17 protein-coding genes are annotated in these 17,015 nt (G+C 33.6%); 5 read left to right on the forward strand and 12 right to left on the reverse strand.

What is annotated here, in order from left to right:
• Positions 1–5: 5 nt before the first annotated feature.
• Genes ACXJH6_RS01035 through ACXJH6_RS01060 form a run of 6 tightly spaced genes read right to left on the reverse strand, consistent with a single transcriptional unit; the run spans position 6 to position 5,749 of the window.
• A complete protein-coding gene (locus ACXJH6_RS01035; RefSeq protein WP_456469904.1) occupies positions 6–1,412 on the reverse strand; it encodes a Mur ligase family protein in 1,407 nt (468 codons plus the stop codon).
• Positions 1,400–2,065, reverse strand: coding sequence for a metal-dependent hydrolase (locus ACXJH6_RS01040; RefSeq protein WP_456469905.1), 666 nt, complete (start codon positions 2,063–2,065; stop codon positions 1,400–1,402). The genes ACXJH6_RS01035 and ACXJH6_RS01040 overlap by 13 nt, the downstream gene beginning before the upstream one ends.
• Positions 2,066–2,338, reverse strand: coding sequence for an acylphosphatase (locus ACXJH6_RS01045; protein ID WP_456469906.1), 273 nt, complete (start codon positions 2,336–2,338; stop codon positions 2,066–2,068).
• Positions 2,339–3,361: a D-alanine--D-alanine ligase gene (locus tag ACXJH6_RS01050; RefSeq protein WP_456469907.1), complete on the reverse strand. Its 1,023-nt coding sequence runs from the start codon at positions 3,359–3,361 to the stop codon at positions 2,339–2,341. It abuts the gene before it with no gap.
• On the reverse strand, positions 3,358–3,900 hold the full coding sequence (gene ruvA / locus ACXJH6_RS01055; RefSeq protein ID WP_456469908.1) for a Holliday junction branch migration protein RuvA: 543 nt from the start codon (positions 3,898–3,900) through the stop codon (positions 3,358–3,360). Before ruvA ends, ACXJH6_RS01050 begins: the two co-directional genes overlap by 4 nt.
• Entirely contained in the window at positions 3,884–5,749 is a 1,866-nt protein-coding gene (locus ACXJH6_RS01060; protein ID WP_456469909.1) for a flagellar assembly protein A, read from the reverse strand. The genes ruvA and ACXJH6_RS01060 overlap by 17 nt, the downstream gene beginning before the upstream one ends.
• Here ACXJH6_RS01060 and murJ point away from each other — a divergent pair.
• The 4 genes from murJ to ACXJH6_RS01080 are packed head-to-tail and all read left to right on the forward strand — an operon-like array spanning position 5,748 to position 10,887.
• Positions 5,748–7,178 (forward strand): murein biosynthesis integral membrane protein MurJ, encoded by a 1,431-nt coding sequence (murJ, locus tag ACXJH6_RS01065; RefSeq protein WP_456469910.1) that lies wholly within the window; start codon positions 5,748–5,750, stop codon positions 7,176–7,178. The two genes, ACXJH6_RS01060 and murJ, sit on opposite strands and share 2 nt — an antisense overlap.
• Positions 7,172–8,566, forward strand: a complete 1,395-nt coding sequence (cysS, locus tag ACXJH6_RS01070; RefSeq protein ID WP_456469911.1) for a cysteine--tRNA ligase — start codon at positions 7,172–7,174, stop codon at positions 8,564–8,566. Before murJ ends, cysS begins: the two co-directional genes overlap by 7 nt.
• A gap of 2 nt (positions 8,567–8,568) precedes the next feature.
• Positions 8,569–9,648: a dihydroorotate dehydrogenase (quinone) gene (gene pyrD, locus ACXJH6_RS01075; RefSeq protein WP_456469912.1), complete on the forward strand. Its 1,080-nt coding sequence runs from the start codon at positions 8,569–8,571 to the stop codon at positions 9,646–9,648.
• 12 nt (positions 9,649–9,660) lie between these two features.
• Positions 9,661–10,887, forward strand: coding sequence for a M16 family metallopeptidase (locus ACXJH6_RS01080; protein WP_456469913.1), 1,227 nt, complete (start codon positions 9,661–9,663; stop codon positions 10,885–10,887).
• Positions 10,888–11,145: 258 nt separating this feature from the next.
• On the opposite strand, the gene ACXJH6_RS01085 is transcribed toward ACXJH6_RS01080, so the two are convergent.
• From ACXJH6_RS01085 to ACXJH6_RS01105, 5 genes are read right to left on the reverse strand one after another with little or no spacing between them, the layout of a single operon-like run.
• Positions 11,146–11,793, reverse strand: coding sequence for a uroporphyrinogen-III synthase (locus ACXJH6_RS01085; protein ID WP_456469943.1), 648 nt, complete (start codon positions 11,791–11,793; stop codon positions 11,146–11,148).
• Positions 11,793–13,328, reverse strand: a complete 1,536-nt coding sequence (gene guaA / locus ACXJH6_RS01090; RefSeq protein WP_456469914.1) for a glutamine-hydrolyzing GMP synthase — start codon at positions 13,326–13,328, stop codon at positions 11,793–11,795. The genes ACXJH6_RS01085 and guaA overlap by 1 nt, the downstream gene beginning before the upstream one ends.
• A 32-nt stretch (positions 13,329–13,360) precedes the next feature.
• Positions 13,361–14,668: a sodium:proton antiporter NhaD gene (nhaD, locus tag ACXJH6_RS01095; protein ID WP_456469915.1), complete on the reverse strand. Its 1,308-nt coding sequence runs from the start codon at positions 14,666–14,668 to the stop codon at positions 13,361–13,363.
• Complete coding sequence (gene nadB, locus ACXJH6_RS01100; RefSeq protein ID WP_456469916.1) at positions 14,661–16,088, reverse strand: L-aspartate oxidase; 1,428 nt, start codon at positions 16,086–16,088, stop codon at positions 14,661–14,663. Before nadB ends, nhaD begins: the two co-directional genes overlap by 8 nt.
• A 10-nt stretch (positions 16,089–16,098) precedes the next feature.
• Positions 16,099–16,245: a hypothetical protein gene (locus tag ACXJH6_RS01105; protein ID WP_456469917.1), complete on the reverse strand. Its 147-nt coding sequence runs from the start codon at positions 16,243–16,245 to the stop codon at positions 16,099–16,101.
• Between the two features lie 96 nt (positions 16,246–16,341).
• Between ACXJH6_RS01105 and ACXJH6_RS01110 the strand changes: the two genes are divergently transcribed.
• Positions 16,342–16,635: a hypothetical protein gene (locus tag ACXJH6_RS01110; RefSeq protein ID WP_456469918.1), complete on the forward strand. Its 294-nt coding sequence runs from the start codon at positions 16,342–16,344 to the stop codon at positions 16,633–16,635.
• On the opposite strand, the gene ACXJH6_RS01115 is transcribed toward ACXJH6_RS01110, so the two are convergent.
• The gene (locus ACXJH6_RS01115) at positions 16,621–17,013 is read right to left on the reverse strand and encodes an ACT domain-containing protein (protein WP_456469919.1); all 393 of its coding nucleotides are present in this window, start codon (positions 17,011–17,013) and stop codon (positions 16,621–16,623) included. The two genes, ACXJH6_RS01110 and ACXJH6_RS01115, sit on opposite strands and share 15 nt — an antisense overlap.
• Between the last annotated feature and the right edge of the window lie 2 nt (positions 17,014–17,015).

Raw genomic sequence — 17,015 nt, forward strand, 5'->3', positions numbered from 1 at the left:
CACTCCTATAAATATTCCGGCGTATCGTTGCTAAAGATAATAATATCTCCAGGCTTTGTTAAATCCGCAAGAATTTTTTCAAGTTTTGATTTATCGGAAACATATACTTTATCTATCGTTAAGGACGAACAGAATATCTTTTTATTAACCTTTCCTGTTATTATAGCTAAATCAAATGTTTTATTAATGGCTCTGGCTATTTTTTTATTCATCTCTTCCGTTGCCTCTACAAGGCCGGGAGTTACTATTACTTTTCTTCCGGGATGAAATTTTACCAGTTCAAAGCTCTCAAGCATTCCTTCTATATTTCCGTTAAAACTGTCGTCTATTATAATTTTTCCCCCTACCTCTATTTTCTGAAGTCTGTGAGGTATCGGTTCAAGAGCGGACACTTTTTGTTGAAGTTTTTCAATATCTTTAATAAATTCATATGCCTGATATACGGCCAAAGAAATGTTAACCGCATTAAAAGAACCCAAAATTTTGGTTTTAAAACGGTAATTTTTACCATCTATTTCCAAATCCCATTCCGTTTTGTTCAAGTCGGCTTTTATATTTTTTATCTTGTCTTTTAAAACAACAGCTTTAGGATGGGGTAATTCGTAAGAAAAGCCTTTTTTTAAGTTGGGAGAATCGAATATTTCAAGTTTTGTTTTTTTTATATTTTCCAATGTTTTAAAATACTCTATATGCTGGGGGCCAATTTTTCCTAAAACCGAATACTCATTTTCTAAAAACCTAACAATTTCCTTAATATCCCCTCTTTCTCTGGCTCCAGCTTCCGTTACGTAAATATCGGTATTTTCAGGCAACTTAGTATTTATATCTAATACAATACCTTTTAAGGTATTAACGCTTCTTGGAGTTTTATAAACCTTAAAATCTTCCTTTAAAAGCTGATAAATAAAATTCTTTATAGATGTTTTACCATAACTTGCGGTAACTGCTATAATAGTCGGATTTATTTTTTTCAGTTTTTCTTTTGCCATTTTTTTGTATTTTAAAAATAAAAGTTCTTCAACTGTTTCAGAAATAATTATACTAAGGATAAGAACTATTAAAGATGCAATTCCGGGATTATAATGGACTTTATTCATAAAAACAAGATTTAAAGTTTCCAAAAAACCTAAAATCATAAAAAAACGTTTTACTCTTTTTGTAATCGTTAAGCCTTTTGTTTTTTTAAACCAGATAAAAAGGGCGGGAATAAGTCCGAAAAAAAGATAAATCCAAAAAAACCTGTAAGCGGCTATATATGTCACAACAGGAACGACAAAATAAAAAAGATGCCATTTATAATTATGAAAATGAAAAATAACCCTGTTTATTTTATAGTTGTACCACTGCAAAACAGTGATAAGATAAAGCCCTAAAACATAAACCGTAATAAAATGAACAATTAAATCAAACATTTTGCTATTCCTTTAATAATTCCGAAAAATTCTTTTTTGTGAGGTAAAAACAAAAAACTTAAAATAAGAGCGGAATAAAAAAACAGATTTATTTTTGAATTTTTAGAACATATTTTTAAAGCACTTCCAAAAGATTTTTTTATTCTGTTTCCAAGTAAATCCACACTAAATATTTCATCCAGCACAAGATGCGTTATATATCCCAAAAACACAAAAAATCCTACAAGATAACTTTTTTCAATATCAAAATTAAAATAGTAATAGCTTAAAATAGAAGTCAAAAACCATGCCAGTAACGCTGCCGGAACGGAATGAATCATTCCTCTGTGTTTTGTTATTTTTTTAAAAAAAACAAATAACACCGAAGTGGCCAAATAACTCAAAAGCCATATCAAAGCCAGGTTTAATACGGGAAATTTTCCTATATACTTAGAAATTACCAAAAACGCTGTAAGATTTGAAAAGAAAAATTCCATAATTCTTACAGGCGTAGATTTGTCATGGTCTATATCCGGTAAAATACCTCCAATGCTGCCCGCAAAAAAACACAAAAAAGCCTCCTCTTTTGAACAAAGACCGTTGTAATGAAAAAGCACGGCTACACTTCCGCTTACAAAAGCCGCTACGTTAAGATGTGTTGCAAAATTAGCCACTTAATACCTTATTTCAAAATTTTCAAAATTTTTAAAAGGGATTTCTTCAATTTCAATCTTTTCAACCTTGCTTAAAGGAGATCCTTTTTTTAAAATATCAATAAAACGACTTAGCCTCTCTTCATTTTCTATATTCGCAACCGCTTCTACCCTTCCGTCTGGAAGATTTTTTACATACCCGACAAATCCGTTTTCCTCTGCGGCCTGTGAAACATATTTTCTGTACCAAACCCCCTGTACTTTCCCGCTTACCAAAAATCTATACGTTTTCACCTATTTTCCCTTTGCCATCTGAATGTTGTTTATATACTCGTAATTTATCGGTATATATTTTTCTTCTTGAAGGTTTTTAGCAAGTTTTTCAACCGTTTTTTCAAAATCATCAAATAAATAACTAGCCATACTTCCTGGTACCGGATTTATTTCATTTAAATAAATTATACCATCTTTATAAAAAAAGTCGCATCTTATAAGGGCGTTTGTAAATGTTTTGCCGTAAACTTTTTTGAAAACTTCTTCAAACTCTTTTTTAAGTTTTTTATCTTCCTGAAGATTAATCTCTTTTCTCGTAAAATCCATATATTTTTTATCAAAATCTAAAAACTCCTTTTTTTCAACTTTTTCAAGTTTTGAAAAAATCCATTCACCTGCAAAACATCCGGCAAGATTATACTCTTCTATTCCCTCAATAAAAGGTTCGACTATAATCAAATCGTCAAATTCCCTTGCAACGTCAAAAGCGTATTCAAACTCTTCTTGATTCTTAACTACACTAACCCCTATACTGCTTCCAAGCCTTGCGGGTTTAACAATTACAGGAAAATCGAATTTAGTACAAGGAGATGTTATTATTTCATAATCTATTACGTTTACGCCTATTTCCTTGGCATAAGCTTTTGTTAAAACTTTATTATAGCTTACTGCGCAGGCTTCAATATTTGGGGTAATGGCCTTTATATTAAAAAATTCCAGTATTCCCGGTATTTTTCCGTCTTCCCCGTCTCTGCCGTGTATCAGGTTTATTACTACATCAAAGTTAACATAATAATTTTTCTTCAAAAGACCTTTTTGATATTTAAACCCTCCTTTTGTTATTTCAAGTTTTTGAGAGTTTTTATAATCTCCGCTTGCGAAATATCTGCTTTTCATATTTTCTTTATCGATAAGATAAAATTCCCTGTTTTTGTCCACAAAAATAAAAGCGCTTACATCAAGTTTCTCTTTAATCGTAATAGCGCTTACTATACTGATTTCGTGTTCAAAACTGCTGCCTCCAAAAATTAAAGCGTATTTCATTTTGCTCCTTTTGATAATCTTTTAAGTGTTTCTTTTATAACTTCTTCTAAAGACCCCTCAACACCGTTTATGGCTTTTATTATTTCGCTTTTTTTAAATCCGAGATTTTCAAGGGCCATAATCGCCTGAGAATGTACAGGATTAGAAACCGAAATTTCAAACTCTCCCATCTCCATCAAAATCCTCTTTGCCGATTTAGGCCCTATTCCGGGAACTTTTTTTAAAGCGTCGGCATCGGCGTTTGAAATTATCTCTATAAATTCCTGCGGAGTAAAAGTAGAACATATTGCAAGAGCCACTTTAGGCCCTACCCCGTTTAATTTGATAAGCGTGTCAAAAAGCTTTTTTTCGTTTTTATCCAAAAACCCGTAAAGGGTATATTCATTTTCTTTTATAATTTCCGTTATATGATATATTCCGTCTTTAGCATTTGAAAAAGTCATAAGAGAGACGTTAAGCTCATAAATAACGTCTTTTACATCAAGTAAAATTTTTCCGTTTTCTTTTTCAAAAATCCTTCCTTTAAGAGCCGCTATCATTTTCCACCTTTACTTTTACTATTTTAAACGTATCTCCAAAATCACGTAGTTTAAATCCGCACACCCCCTCGTTCCCTTTTGTATCATAGGTAAGTTTTACGGGAGGATAAACTATATCAAATTCTATCCTGTTAAACGGTTTCCATGGACTCAAAGAAACAATAGTGGCATTATAAATGGCGTTTTGAAGATTTTCAATGGTTTCTATAAGATAATTCTTATCTCTTTCAAGTTTTTTAATTTTTTCTTCAAGCTCTTTAAATTTTTTTACAAACATCTGATACTCTTTTAATTTGGCTATAACCACGTTGGAAGTTTTTTTATTTTGAGCCTTATTTGCCAGATAAATATTTTTTAACTCTTCATAAGCGCTTTTATTTTTATCCAAAAGTCCTTTTATTTTAGCCGCTTCTTTTTTTAAAAAGTTAATATGCCTTTTTATCTCTTCAATCTCTTTTTCCATTTTTTCGATATTGGTATCTTCCAAGACAACCTGAGGAGCGATTGCGAGTTTATTTTCCTCTCCTTTTAGGTTATGTATTTTTATCGTATTAAGAGCATATATTTTTGCATGAGAGAGGAGATTTTCTATTTCTACGTTTTCTCCTATAATAACACCTCCAAGAGCGGATTTTATTTTTACGTTTTTGGCTTTAACATATCCTCCTTCCAAAAAATTTATATTCGCTTCTTTAGCTTTCAATTTTCCTTTATGGGTATTTATATGTGCATTAACGGCCGCTATTAAAGAATTTTTATGCGTTTGTCCTTCAATAGTCAGTTTTTCAGCTTTTACCTTAGCTTTGTTTCCGACATTTCCTCTTACAATAAGTTCTTTTGTTTCAACAACCATATCATCGGCAATGGCTTCTTTTAATACGTCTTTTTCCTTAACGTCAAGTTTAACTTCGCTTTCATCTCCGTCTTGAATATTTCCCGTTTTGATATTAATCTGCCTTACTTCAAGCTCTTCTTTTATATAATATTTTCCATCCTCAACAACTATATATCCTCCTTTTTTAGCTATATATAAAATATTGTCTTCATTTTCTTCTTTTTTTATACTTTCAGGGTCAAATTCTATATTCGGAATTTCAAAACTTTTGATAGGTTTTATTTTAATAAGTTTTCCCCTGCAGTCCCTTCCGTTTTTACCCTCTTTTGGCTTTATAACCTCTATAACAACCTCATCTTTTTTAACAGGATATATAAACTCTTTTTTTAAAGAGGTTTTGTTTTTCTTAAAATGATAAACAACTTTTCCGTCAACTTTTTCTACAGGGTCAATTCCTCTGCATAACCTTATTTCGAAATTTTCTTCTATAAGTCCCGAAACCAGTAAAATACTCCCGAGTTTTTTTATGTCTTCTTTCATCTCTTTATCAAAAATCTGTATTAAAAAAGAGCTTTTAAGTTTCTTTTTATTAAGTTCTTCATACATCTTAGTTTCCGTAAATTCTCTTAAATCCGATTCGGGAAAAAGAATAAATTTAGCAAAGGTTAATAATTTATTGGCTTTTAACTCCCCTACTATTTCAAATCCGTCTTCGGGAACATATTTTCGTATTTTAATTTCATACACCTGTTTTATTTCATTATGTTCGTCCATTAAAAAATCTTTATCCTGCATTAACGCCAATGTCTCTTCATCGGCAAGAATAAAATCATCTTCCGTTTTTATATAGGTTTTTACGTTTAAAATATCAAAATCAAGGCTTGATAAAGGGATATTATAATACTGGGCTGTTTTTAAAAGCTCCTCGTTTACATTTTCCGTCACTACTATTTTTTCTTCAAATTCCCGTGATTCTTCACTTTTTTTACCTTTTAAAAAGTCAAACAGCCCCATGAGTTTCCTTTATGATAAAATTACGCTTATGATAAAAGCAATTATAATAAATTTTTTGGGTATTTTTAATTCAAGAATACTCGGATTTATAAGAGATTTGTTAAGTGCAAGCATTTTAGGGGCAAATATATATTCGGACATATTCTTCGTAGCTTTTAAATTTCCAAATCTTTTTAGAAGAATTTTTGCCGAAGGGGCGTTTACCCAAAGCTTTTTGCCAAGTTTTGCAAAAGAAAAATATAAAGCGAAATTTGCCTGGAAAGTTTTTATAACCTTGTTTTCAATAATCCTAATTCTTACGGTTATAGTAAATATTTTTTCTTATGAGATAACTTCAGTTTTGGCATACGGGTTCAGCGAAGAAGCAAAAAAACTCGCCGCCCCTCTTGTGGCTTTAAATTTTTGGTATCTTGATTTAATATTCGCAGTTACGTTTTTAGCTTCTCTTCTTCAATACAAAAACCATTTTGCAACAACCGCTTTTTCAACCGCACTTTTAAACATCTCTTTAATAGCGGCTCTTTTAATATCCAAAAACCTGCCAAAAGACCAGATTATATTTTATTTAAGCGTAGGAGTTGTTGTAGGGGGGATAGCTCAGCTTTTAGCCCATATTGTGGCGGCTTACAGATATAAAATCCTTAAACTTCTCTACATAGGAGCAAAAAGCAGAAAAAAAGTAGATTTAGGCAATTTTAAAAAGAATTTTTTACCCTCTATTCTCGGCAACTCGACAGCCCATATTTCCGCTTTTTTAGATACCTGGCTTGCAAGTTTCCTTACAGCAGGAAGCATCAGTTATCTTTACTATGCAAACAGACTTTTTCAGCTTCCTTTTGCCCTTTTCGCAATAGCCACTTCAACGGTACTTTTCCCGAAAATAACGAAATATCTAAATTCCAATCAAAAAGAAAAAGCCTTAGAAATTATGAAAAAAATATTCTGGATACTTTTTTACGCTCTTATACTGGCATTTACGGTAGCTCTCATATCCAGCAAAGAAATAGTGGCTCTTTTATTTCAAAGAGGGGCTTTTTTGGAAAAAGATACTGAAATAACCTCCGTCGTTCTTATTATGTATATGATTGGACTTATACCCTTTGGTTTGAATAAACTCTTTTCCAGTTACCTTTACGCAACCCACAGACATATAAAAGCCGCTAAATTCGCTTCTATTTCTTTATTTGTAAACATTTTGTTTTCACTTATTCTTATATTTCCATTAAAAGTCTACGGATTAGCCCTTGCCAGCAGCATAGGAGGATGGATTCTTTTTTTTCTTACGTTAAAAGAGTTTGGATATAAAGAGTTTACAAAATTTTTTGATAAGAAATATATTTTGGGTATGATTTTAATTATATTTAGTAGTATAATTCTAGCAATAGCTTTTAAAGAAACAATCCATTTTATAAAAGGAACGGTATGGTAATTTACGATTCCCACAAAAGAGAAAAAGTCAAGTTTGAACCGATAAAAAAAGATGAAGTAAGAATTTACGTATGCGGTCCTACGGTATATGACGACGCTCATTTAGGACATGCTAGAAGTTCAATCAGTTTTGATTTATTAAGAAGAACACTTGAAACATTAGGATATAAAGTAACTTTTGTTAAAAATTTTACAGATATAGATGATAAAATAATAAAAAAAATGCAACAAACCGGTAAAAGTTTAAAAGAAATTACAGAATATTATATTGATTCGTACCTTAGGGATATGGAAGCCTTAAATGTAAAAAGGGCAGATATCGAACCAAAAGCCACAGAGTCTCTTGAAGCAATGTTTGATTTGATAAACAGACTTTTAGAAAAAGGTTACGCCTATAAACTTCCAAACGGAGATATCTATTTTGATACCGCTAAAGACGATGAATACTGTAAACTTTCAAACAAATGCCAGGAAGATGAGGTAGTACACCGAGTAGATACGGAAGGTAAAAAAAATCCCGCCGATTTTGCTTTATGGAAAGCATGCAAGGGAAAAGAGGACGTATGTTTTGATTCTCCTTTTGGACCGGGAAGACCGGGATGGCATATAGAATGCAGCGCTATGATTAAAAAACATATCGCATATGACGGAGAATACGAAATAGACATCCACGGAGGCGGGGCCGACCTTTTTTTTCCTCATCATGAAAACGAAGAAGCCCAAAGTCACTGCGCATACGGAGGACATCTGGCAAAATACTGGATGCATAACGGTTTTGTCCAGATTAACGGTGAAAAAATGAGCAAATCGCTTGGAAACAGTTTTTTTATGAAAGACGCCCTAAAACATTATTCTGGCGAAGTATTGAGATTTTATCTTATGAGCACCCACTACAGAGCGCCTCTTAATTTCAGTGAGGAAGACTTAATCGCAAGTAAAAAAAGACTTGATAAACTATACCGTCTTAAAAAAAGAATTTATACTCAAACAAAAAAACAACAAGATACCGACTTTGAAAATAAACTTTTAGAAGCTATGAAAGACGACCTGAATATCTCAAAAGCTCTTGCAGTTGTTGATGAATTTGTAAAAGAGGCTAACGAAGCGCTTGATAAAAACCCAAAAGACAAAGTATTAAAACAAAAAATCTTAAGCAATATAGAGTTTATAGACAAACTTTTAGGAGTTGGCGGAAGCGACGCTTATGAATATTTTCAATCGGGCATAGATGAAAAAATGAAAGCAAAAATTAATAACCTTATAGAAAAAAGAACTCAGGCTAAAAAAAAGAAAAATTTTGCCCTAGCCGATAAAATAAGAGAGGAATTAAAAGAGATGGGAATTCAAATTCAGGATACTCCAAACGGCACCGTTTGGGAAAAGGTGTGAGTATGGGAATTTTTGAAACTGTTAAACCTTTAATTTATAAAACCGACCCGGAATTTGCCCACAATGCAGTGGAGTTTATATTCAAAACAGCTAGAAGATGCCCTCTTTTTTTTAACTGGATGATAGAAAAAAACTTTATAGACGACCCTGTTTTAAACCAAAAAATATGGGGTTTGGAGTTTAAAAATCCTGTAGGTGTAGCCGCCGGTTTTGACAAAAACGCTACAATGATAGCCGCATGGCCTGCTCTTGGTTTTGGATGGGGGGAAATAGGAGCCGTAACACCCAAACCCCAGCCCGGAAACCCTAAACCAAGAGCCTGGAGGCACATTAAATATGAAGCCGTTCAAAACGCTTACGGATTTAATAACGAAGGAGTCGAAGTCATAAAAAAAAGACTTCAAAAAATTTATCCTTTTATACTTCCGATAGGAGCAAATATAGGAAAAAACAAAACAACTCCTGAAGAAAATGCTATTGAGGATTACAAAATACTCGTAAAAGAGCTAAAAGACGTTGTGGATTTTTTTGTAGTCAACCTTTCTTCTCCCAATACGCCCGGTCTTAGGGATTTATTAAATGCTTCTTTTATTTCGTCACTGTTTGGAGAACTTAAAAAAATAACTCAAAAACCTGTTTTAATTAAATTTTCTCCGGATATGGAAAATGAAGATATTATAAACCTTGCCAATTTAAGTGTACTTTATGGATGCGACGGAATAATACTCACAAACACTACCGTAAATTACGAACTTATAAATTCGCCCTTAAAAAAAGGGGGTATTTCCGGAAAACCGCTTGCAAAAAGAAGTTATGAAGTACTTAGAATAGTAGCTTCTGAAATTTTTGGAAAAGTGCCTATTATAAGTGTAGGAGGAATAGATTCAGCAGAGGAGGCGTACAAAAGAATAAAAGCCGGAGCAAGCCTTCTTCAAATTTATACGGCTATTATTTATAAAGGTCCGGGAATTATTAGAGAAATTAATAAAGGGCTTATCGAACTTCTAAAAAAAGACGGGTTTAACCATATAAGCGAAGCGGTAGGAGTGGATATTCCAAAAAAACTGGAAAATAAAAATTAATAAAGGAAATGAATGCTTCATAAATTTTATAAAGCTAAATTAAAAAACGACTTAGAAGTAATAGCTGTTCCTATGAACAGAGGAAGCAACGTAATTACAAGCAATATTTTTTATAAAGTAGGAAGTAGAAATGAAATATTAGGCAAAACGGGTATAGCCCATATGCTTGAACATATGAATTTTAAATCAACAAAAAATTTAAAAGAGGGAGAATTTGATAAAATAGTAAAAAGTTTAGGAGGAATTGACAACGCTTCTACAGGATTTGACTACACACACTATTTTATTAAAACATCCTCTGAATATCTCTCAAAAACATTTGAACTTTTCAGTGAAGTTATGGAAAATCTTAATTTAAGCGACGAAGAGTTTCAAAGAGAAAGAAAAGTAGTTTATGAAGAAAGACTTTGGAGGGTAGATAACAATCCTATAGGATATCTCTATTTCAGACTGTTTAACAACGCTTATGTTTACCATCCTTACCATTGGACTCCGATAGGATTTAAAGAAGATATTTTAAACTGGAATATTGAAGATATCAGAGAGTTTCATTCGGTTTATTATCAACCAAAAAATGCTTTTTTACTTGTTGCAGGAGATATAGAACCAGATACGGTATTTGAAAAAGCCGAAAAATATTTTTCTCATATAAAAAACAGAAAAAATATCCCTACCCTCCATCAAAAAGAACCTCCCCTTGATGGAAATAAAGAAATAGAAATAAAAAGAGAATCGCAAGTTGACATAGTGGCGATAGCGTTTCATATTCCTGATTTTACCCATAAAGACCAGATAACGCTCAATGCTTATTCTGAAATATTAAGCGGAGGAAAAAGCGGCATACTTAGAGAAAAACTGATAAACCAAAAAGCTCTGGTAAGTGAAATTTACGCTTATAACATGGAACTTAAAGACCCGGGGGTATTTTTGACACTTGCTATGATAAACCCGGGCGTAAATCCGGAAAAAGTGGTAAAAGAAGTAAAAAAAATACTTTTAAATACAAAAGTTACGAAAAAAGCCCTTCAAAAAGTAAAAAACCAGACAAAATTTGATTTCTTAACTCAACTTGAAAGCAGCGGAGGAGTTAGTAACATATATGGGGATTATTTTGCAAAAGGAGATATTGCTCCTCTTTTAAATTATGAAAAAAATATAAATGCTTTAAAACCTGAAGATTTTGAAGATATTAAAAAATATTTTGAACATTCGGTAACAGTAAAACTTTTAAAGTTATAAAACCCGGGAGGGCGTTCACGCAGTGACTTTGGGCTCCCGCGAGCCACAAAGTGGGAATAGGAGGCCCGGTTTAGGGGCGAAACCATATCGCCGCACACCCCGGGCACTACCGTCTCCCCAATAAAATTTCTTGTAGGGCCCCAAAATGTGCGGGTAGCGCTCCTCCCAGGCAATAAAATTATATCAAAAGTTTGAGTAAAAATCAATCAAGTTTTTTGAAAGAACTCAAATCAACCGGTAGATTTCTCTAACATTATTTTATCTAAATTTTATACTTTTTGCAATCTTTATACACTCTTTTAACGAAGGTTTACCCGGCATTAAAATCTGATTGTCTTTATAAAACTCAAGCAGACTCTTTTTTGTCTTTTTGCCTATGGCTATTGGAAGTATGTTTTCAAAATCTTCTAGCTTACTAAAACACTCTACCGTTGAAGGTGAAGAAAATATAACTATCGCAGGCTTTTTTATATGCATTTTAGGATTGTTGCATTTTGTTTCGTAAATAATAACTTCTTTTAAAAAGTTGTTTTTAAACTGCTCTTTTATATTTGAAACAAGTTTTTTAGCCCTAAAAAAAAGAAATGTTTTATTTTTATACTGAGAGTTTATTTCTTTGGCAAATTCATCTCCATACGAGCTTTTTGCTATATATTCAACGTTGCCGCCAAGTTTTTTTATCTCATCTGCGGTAGATTTTCCTATAGCAAAAGCCGGATATTCTTTCCATTTTTCGGTAAGAGTGTTTACTGCCCTTACACCGTTTTTTGAAGTAAAAAGAAGATAGTCGACTCCTTCAAAAGAAAAAGAAGGAGAAAGAAACTCTATTTTAATTACGGGATAGTTCAAAACACCTTCATATTTTTCCTGAGTTAAAACATAAATAGGTAGTTTTAAATCTCTCATTACTCCCACTCTATCGTTGCAGGCGGTTTGCTTGAAATATCGTAAACCACCCTGTTGATTCCATCAACTTCATTAATAATTCTGGTACTAACTCTCTCAAGAAACTCATGTGGCAAATGACTAAACGTTGCAGTCATACCGTCAGTTGAGCTTACGCATCTGATTGCAACCGTATTGTCATAGGTTCTGTTATCACCCATAACACCTACGCTTCTTACGTTTAAAAGCACTGCAAACGCCTGCCATACTTTATCATAAAGTCCCCAAGCTTTTAGTTCCTGAATAAGTATTGCATCCGCTTCTCTTAAAATCTCTAAATCTCTCTCATTTACTTCACCCATAATTCTAATAGCAAGTCCGGGTCCCGGGAAAGGATGACGATATACCAAGTCTTTTGGAAGTCCAAGCTCAAGTCCCAGTTTCCTAACCTCATCTTTAAAAAGTTCCCTTAAAGGCTCAATCAATTCAAACTTCATCCAATCAGGAAGTCCACCGACATTGTGATGGGATTTAATGGTTTTAGAAGGACCTTTAACACTTACGCTTTCAATTACATCGGGATATAATGTACCTTGAGCTAAAAATTTAGCGTCTTTGTGTTTTTTTGCCTCTTCGTCAAACACCTCAATAAACGTATGACCGATAATTTTTCTTTTTTCCTCAGGGTCGGTTACGCCTTTTAATCTGCTTAAAAATTTTTCTCTTGCATCAACGGTAATTAAAGGTACGTGTAAAACGTTTTTAAATGCATGTTCTACTTCTTCTCTTTCATTCTTTCTAAGAAGACCTGTATCAACAAAAATAGGAATAAGTTTATCGCCGATTGCCTCATGCAAAAGAGCTGCCGTTACGGAAGAATCAACCCCTCCGCTTAGAGCGCATATTACTTTATTGTCACCAACTTGTTCTCTTATTTTTTTGATTTGCTCTTTTGCAAAATGCGCCATATCCCATTTGCTTGTAACTCCACAGACCTCTCTTGCAAAGTTTCTAAGAATTTTTTGTCCTTCTACGCTGTGGGTAACCTCGGGATGAAACTGAATAGCGTATATCTCTTTTTCTTCATTTACTATAGCCGCATAAGGGGCGTTTTGAGTATGGGCTATTCTTTTAAATCCCTGCGGCAGTTTTTCCACTCTGTCGGAATGGCTCATCCAGACAATTGTAGGATTGCTTACATCTTTAAAAAGTTTGTGAGGGTCGTCTATAAAAAGTTCCGCCTTTCCGTATTCGTGATGGTCCGCTCTTACAACTTCTCCGCCAAAATCAACAGTAATAAGCTGCATTCCGTAACAAATTCCAAGAATAGGAAGACCTAATTCATATATTTCCTTATCAACCCTGTATGCGTCTTTATCATATACGCTTGCAGGTCCTCCGCTAAAAATAATGCCTTTTGGTTTTTTCTCTTTTGCGGTTTTAAGCCCGTCAAAATAAGGGACTATTTCACTATAAACACCTTCTTCTCTTAGGCGTCTTGCTATTAACTGGGTATATTGACTTCCAAAATCAAGTATTAAAATTTCTACCTGCATTTATGTCCTTTTTGTTGAAATTGTATCAAAATTTAATAAAGTCCCATAATTTCAAACTGAACATACCATATGGCTATACTCAGAATATATCCGGCCAATACCGCCCATGCATATTTCATATGTGAACCAAACGTATATATACCTTTCATTCTTCCCATAACGCCTACCCCCGCGGCACTACCGAAACTGATTAAACTTCCGCCGATACCTGCAGTCAAGGTTACAAGCAGCCACTGGTCTATTCCCATTGGAGGATTTGCTTTTAAAATAGCCGCCATTACAGGTACGTTATCTATAATCGCACTTATAAACCCTACTCCGATGTTTGCCCAGGTAGAGCCTATCACTTCGTAAAGTTTCGTAATGTAAAAAAGCCATCCTAGAAAATATAAAGCACCAACGGCACTTAAAATACCGAAAAAGAATAAAAGAGTATCGTTTTCAACTTTTTCCATATTTACAAAAACATTAAAGTGTTCTTGATGTTTTCTTTTATGATACAGGGAATAAAGAAGAAGCAAAGAAAGCCCAAACATCATACCCCACATAGCCGGAAAATGAAATAAAATATGACCTATTACGGCAATTGCAATTGTTAAAATACCAAGGGCTATAACTACTTTACCTCCTTTTTTTATCTCAACTTTAGGAGTCGTAAGGGCGTCAAAATGAGGCTCGCCTTTTGGAACGAAAAGGCTCAAAAGCCAGGCGGTAAGCAGCCATCCTACAAAAGCGGGCGGAAACAGGAATAAAAAGTCAATAAATTCACCTTTTCCGGCAGTCCATGCCATAAGAGTCGTAATATCCCCAAAAGGCGACCATGCACCACCCGCATTTGCGGCAACAACAATATTTATAGCTCCGGGAACTAAAAATTCCGGGTTGTGTCTGTCTATCGTAAGCAAGACAGTTGATAAAATAAGAGCCGTAGTAAGGTTATCGGCTACCGGGGAGATCCAAAAAGCAAGCGTTCCTGTAATCCAGAAAAGCTTTTTATAACTATATCCCCTCGATACCAGTCTGTAGCGTAGAGCTTCAAAAACGCCTCTTTCTATCAGAGTTTCTATATAAGTCATAGCTACAAACAAAAAGAAGAAAATTTCGGCTATTTCTTCTATCAGTTTTTGCATTTCATGATGCAAAGGAGTCGGGTCAAGCCCGTTAATGGCAAAATAAATTCCTATTAACATAAAAGAAAAGGTACCTATAAATAAAGCAGGCTTGGCTTTATTCATTCTTAACTTTTCTTCAGCAGCTATTGTGATATATCCTACAACAAACACTAATAATACCGTTATTCCTACCCAAGTATGGGTAAAATCATGAATTACTTCATGCATTTTCACTCCTTATATAATGTGCTCCAAGGGATTTTTCCCTTTTTAAAGCGGCTTTTACAATCTCTCTTGCCGTTAAAAATCTAAGTTTTGTCAAATACCCTACTTTATCCATACTTTTTTCTATAAACTCTAACGCATCATACAGCCCCCTTTTTGTTCTTATTATTCCAACTTTTTCCCACATAACCTCTCTTAAACGGTTTTTATATTTTTTATCTTCTTTTTTAAAAAACTCTTTTTTTTCAATATCAAATTCAATATTATCCGTTTTAAAATCTTTTTTTATAATATCCTTAGCAGCTCTTTTGGCAAAAACGAAACATTCAAGCAAAGAATTGCTAGCAAGCCTGTTGGCTCCATGAACCCCTGTATTAGCAACTTCTCCCACAGCGTAAAGATTATTAAAGTTCGGCACTTTTGAATTTTTATCAACTTTTATACCGCCCATCATATAATGAAAAGCGGGAGATATAGGAATAGGCTCATAAGGAACGTTAATATCGTAGTCTTTCAGTTTTTGATATATGGTGGGAAATCTCTTTTTAAAATATTCCTCATCAAACATACTAACATCAAGAAATACTCTATGCCCCTTTTGCTGATGCATAAAAATAGCGCGGCTTACTATATCCCGGCTGGCAAGTTCTCCTCTTGGGTCGTACTCAAACAAAAATCTTTTACCATCTTCATCTATAATATAAGCACCCTCACCTCTTAAGGCTTCCGTTAAAAGAAGTTTTTGGGAAAATTTCATTTTGATAAATACAGTCGGATGAAACTGTGTCATTTCCATATCGTTAAGCTCTATTCCTTTTTCAACGGCAAGCCCCTGCATTTCTCCGGCAATTGTTCTTGCGTTTGTATCGTATTTATAAAGAGCTCCTATACCTCCGCTTGCCACAATTACATTATCGGCATATATATTAAACGTTTTTCCATTTTTAAGTACACTTATTCCGTATACCGTATTTTCTTTTATTAAAATATCAAAAACCACTGATTCATCCATCAGATAACTTCTGTCTTTTTTTAAAATAAATTTATGAAGCTCCCTTCCGGTTGCATCTCCACCTGCATGGAAAACACGTCTTACACTGTGGGCTCCTTCTTTCGTAACTCCATGGTCGAATCTAAAACCGTAATTTAAAAGCTCTTCTTTTATTTTTAAAGAAGCCCTGCTTAAAATTTCAACCATCTCTTTTTTATTATGATAACTTCCCGCTTTTAGCGTATCTTCTATATGCACGGGAACATCTTCTTCGTTAAGAGCCAGCGTAACTCCCCCTTGAGCGTAAAAAGAGTTACAATCCCAAACCTGATTTTTCGTAACGATAAGAGTGTTTTTTCCAGCTTCATTTAAAAATTTAGCACACCAAAGAGCGGCAAGACCGCTTCCGACAATAATACAATCAAACTTCATATCTCTCCCATCAATCGATATTGACTTTTACTTCTTTAGTTTTAATAGTTTTTGTAGAATTGGTATCTTCGCTCCATTTAGGGGGAGCTTTATAGCCGCATCCCAAAAAAATAGCTATAATTGCAATATGAAAAAAGCCGATGAAATAATTAACCATATACTAAAACCTTTCGAACCGAAATTGAACATTCACCGTTGTTTAAGGAAAATTATATCACTATTACCTCAAAATTACAAAAAATATATCTCAAAAATGACCCATAAAGGCAGCGTTTTATACATAGACGTAACCCACCCTGCAATAAGACAGGAGATTTTTTTTAAAAGAGATATGATTTTTTCCATTATAAAAGAGATGCATAAACTTAATATGTGCACGGACATTAACCCCTCAAAAATCATCACTAATTATAAGTATACTTCTAAACAAAAAGTCCCAAAAGAGATTAAATTTTTTATAAAAGAGGTAAAAAATTTTGAAATAAAAGCAAAAAACCCTGAAATCAGGGCTAAATTCGAAGAAATAAAAAAGCTATTGAAACCTTAAAGAATGTTTTAAAAGTATTTCTTTTGCCAATGAAAGCTTATCAACCTTAAAAGCAAAAGCCCCTTTCTCGCTGCTTATGGTATAACAATACTCGATTTCTATACCGTTATCACTGAATAAAGAAACCACTTTATTAAATGTCCCCGTCTCATCTTCAATTTCAACTACCAAAATATCGGTAAGAGTAAGACTAAAACCGTTTTTTTCTATGGCTTCTACTGCCTTTGCTATATTATCCGTTATAATTTTTAACACCCCAAATTCTATAGATTCACTAAGTACCACCGCTTTTATTCCCACACCCTCTTTTGCTAAAGCGGAAGTCACTTCTTTTAACCTTCCTTTTTTGTTTTCCAAAAAAACGGATATCTGTTTCATTT

The organism is Caminibacter sp. (genome assembly GCF_053999135.1).

Bases quoted from the DNA above. Each gene is read 5' to 3' on its own strand.
- ACXJH6_RS01035 (WP_456469904.1), bottom strand. From the start codon at position 1,412: ATGTTTGATTTAATTGTTCATTTTATTACGGTTTATGTTTTAGGGCTT.
- ACXJH6_RS01050 (WP_456469907.1), bottom strand. From the start codon at position 3,361: ATGAAATACGCTTTAATTTTTGGAGGCAGCAGTTTTGAACACGAAATC.
- ruvA (WP_456469908.1), bottom strand. From the start codon at position 3,900: ATGATAGCGGCTCTTAAAGGAAGGATTTTTGAAAAAGAAAACGGAAAA.
- murJ (WP_456469910.1), top strand. From the start codon at position 5,748: ATGAGTTTCCTTTATGATAAAATTACGCTTATGATAAAAGCAATTATA.
- ACXJH6_RS01060 (WP_456469909.1), bottom strand. From the start codon at position 5,749: ATGGGGCTGTTTGACTTTTTAAAAGGTAAAAAAAGTGAAGAATCACGG.
- cysS (WP_456469911.1), top strand. From the start codon at position 7,172: ATGGTAATTTACGATTCCCACAAAAGAGAAAAAGTCAAGTTTGAACCG.
- pyrD (WP_456469912.1), top strand. From the start codon at position 8,569: ATGGGAATTTTTGAAACTGTTAAACCTTTAATTTATAAAACCGACCCG.
- ACXJH6_RS01080 (WP_456469913.1), top strand. From the start codon at position 9,661: ATGCTTCATAAATTTTATAAAGCTAAATTAAAAAACGACTTAGAAGTA.
- ACXJH6_RS01085 (WP_456469943.1), bottom strand. From the start codon at position 11,793: ATGAGAGATTTAAAACTACCTATTTATGTTTTAACTCAGGAAAAATAT.
- guaA (WP_456469914.1), bottom strand. From the start codon at position 13,328: ATGCAGGTAGAAATTTTAATACTTGATTTTGGAAGTCAATATACCCAG.
- nhaD (WP_456469915.1), bottom strand. From the start codon at position 14,668: ATGCATGAAGTAATTCATGATTTTACCCATACTTGGGTAGGAATAACG.
- nadB (WP_456469916.1), bottom strand. From the start codon at position 16,088: ATGAAGTTTGATTGTATTATTGTCGGAAGCGGTCTTGCCGCTCTTTGG.
- ACXJH6_RS01105 (WP_456469917.1), bottom strand. From the start codon at position 16,245: ATGGTTAATTATTTCATCGGCTTTTTTCATATTGCAATTATAGCTATT.
- ACXJH6_RS01110 (WP_456469918.1), top strand. From the start codon at position 16,342: ATGACCCATAAAGGCAGCGTTTTATACATAGACGTAACCCACCCTGCA.
- ACXJH6_RS01115 (WP_456469919.1), bottom strand. From the start codon at position 17,013: ATGAAACAGATATCCGTTTTTTTGGAAAACAAAAAAGGAAGGTTAAAA.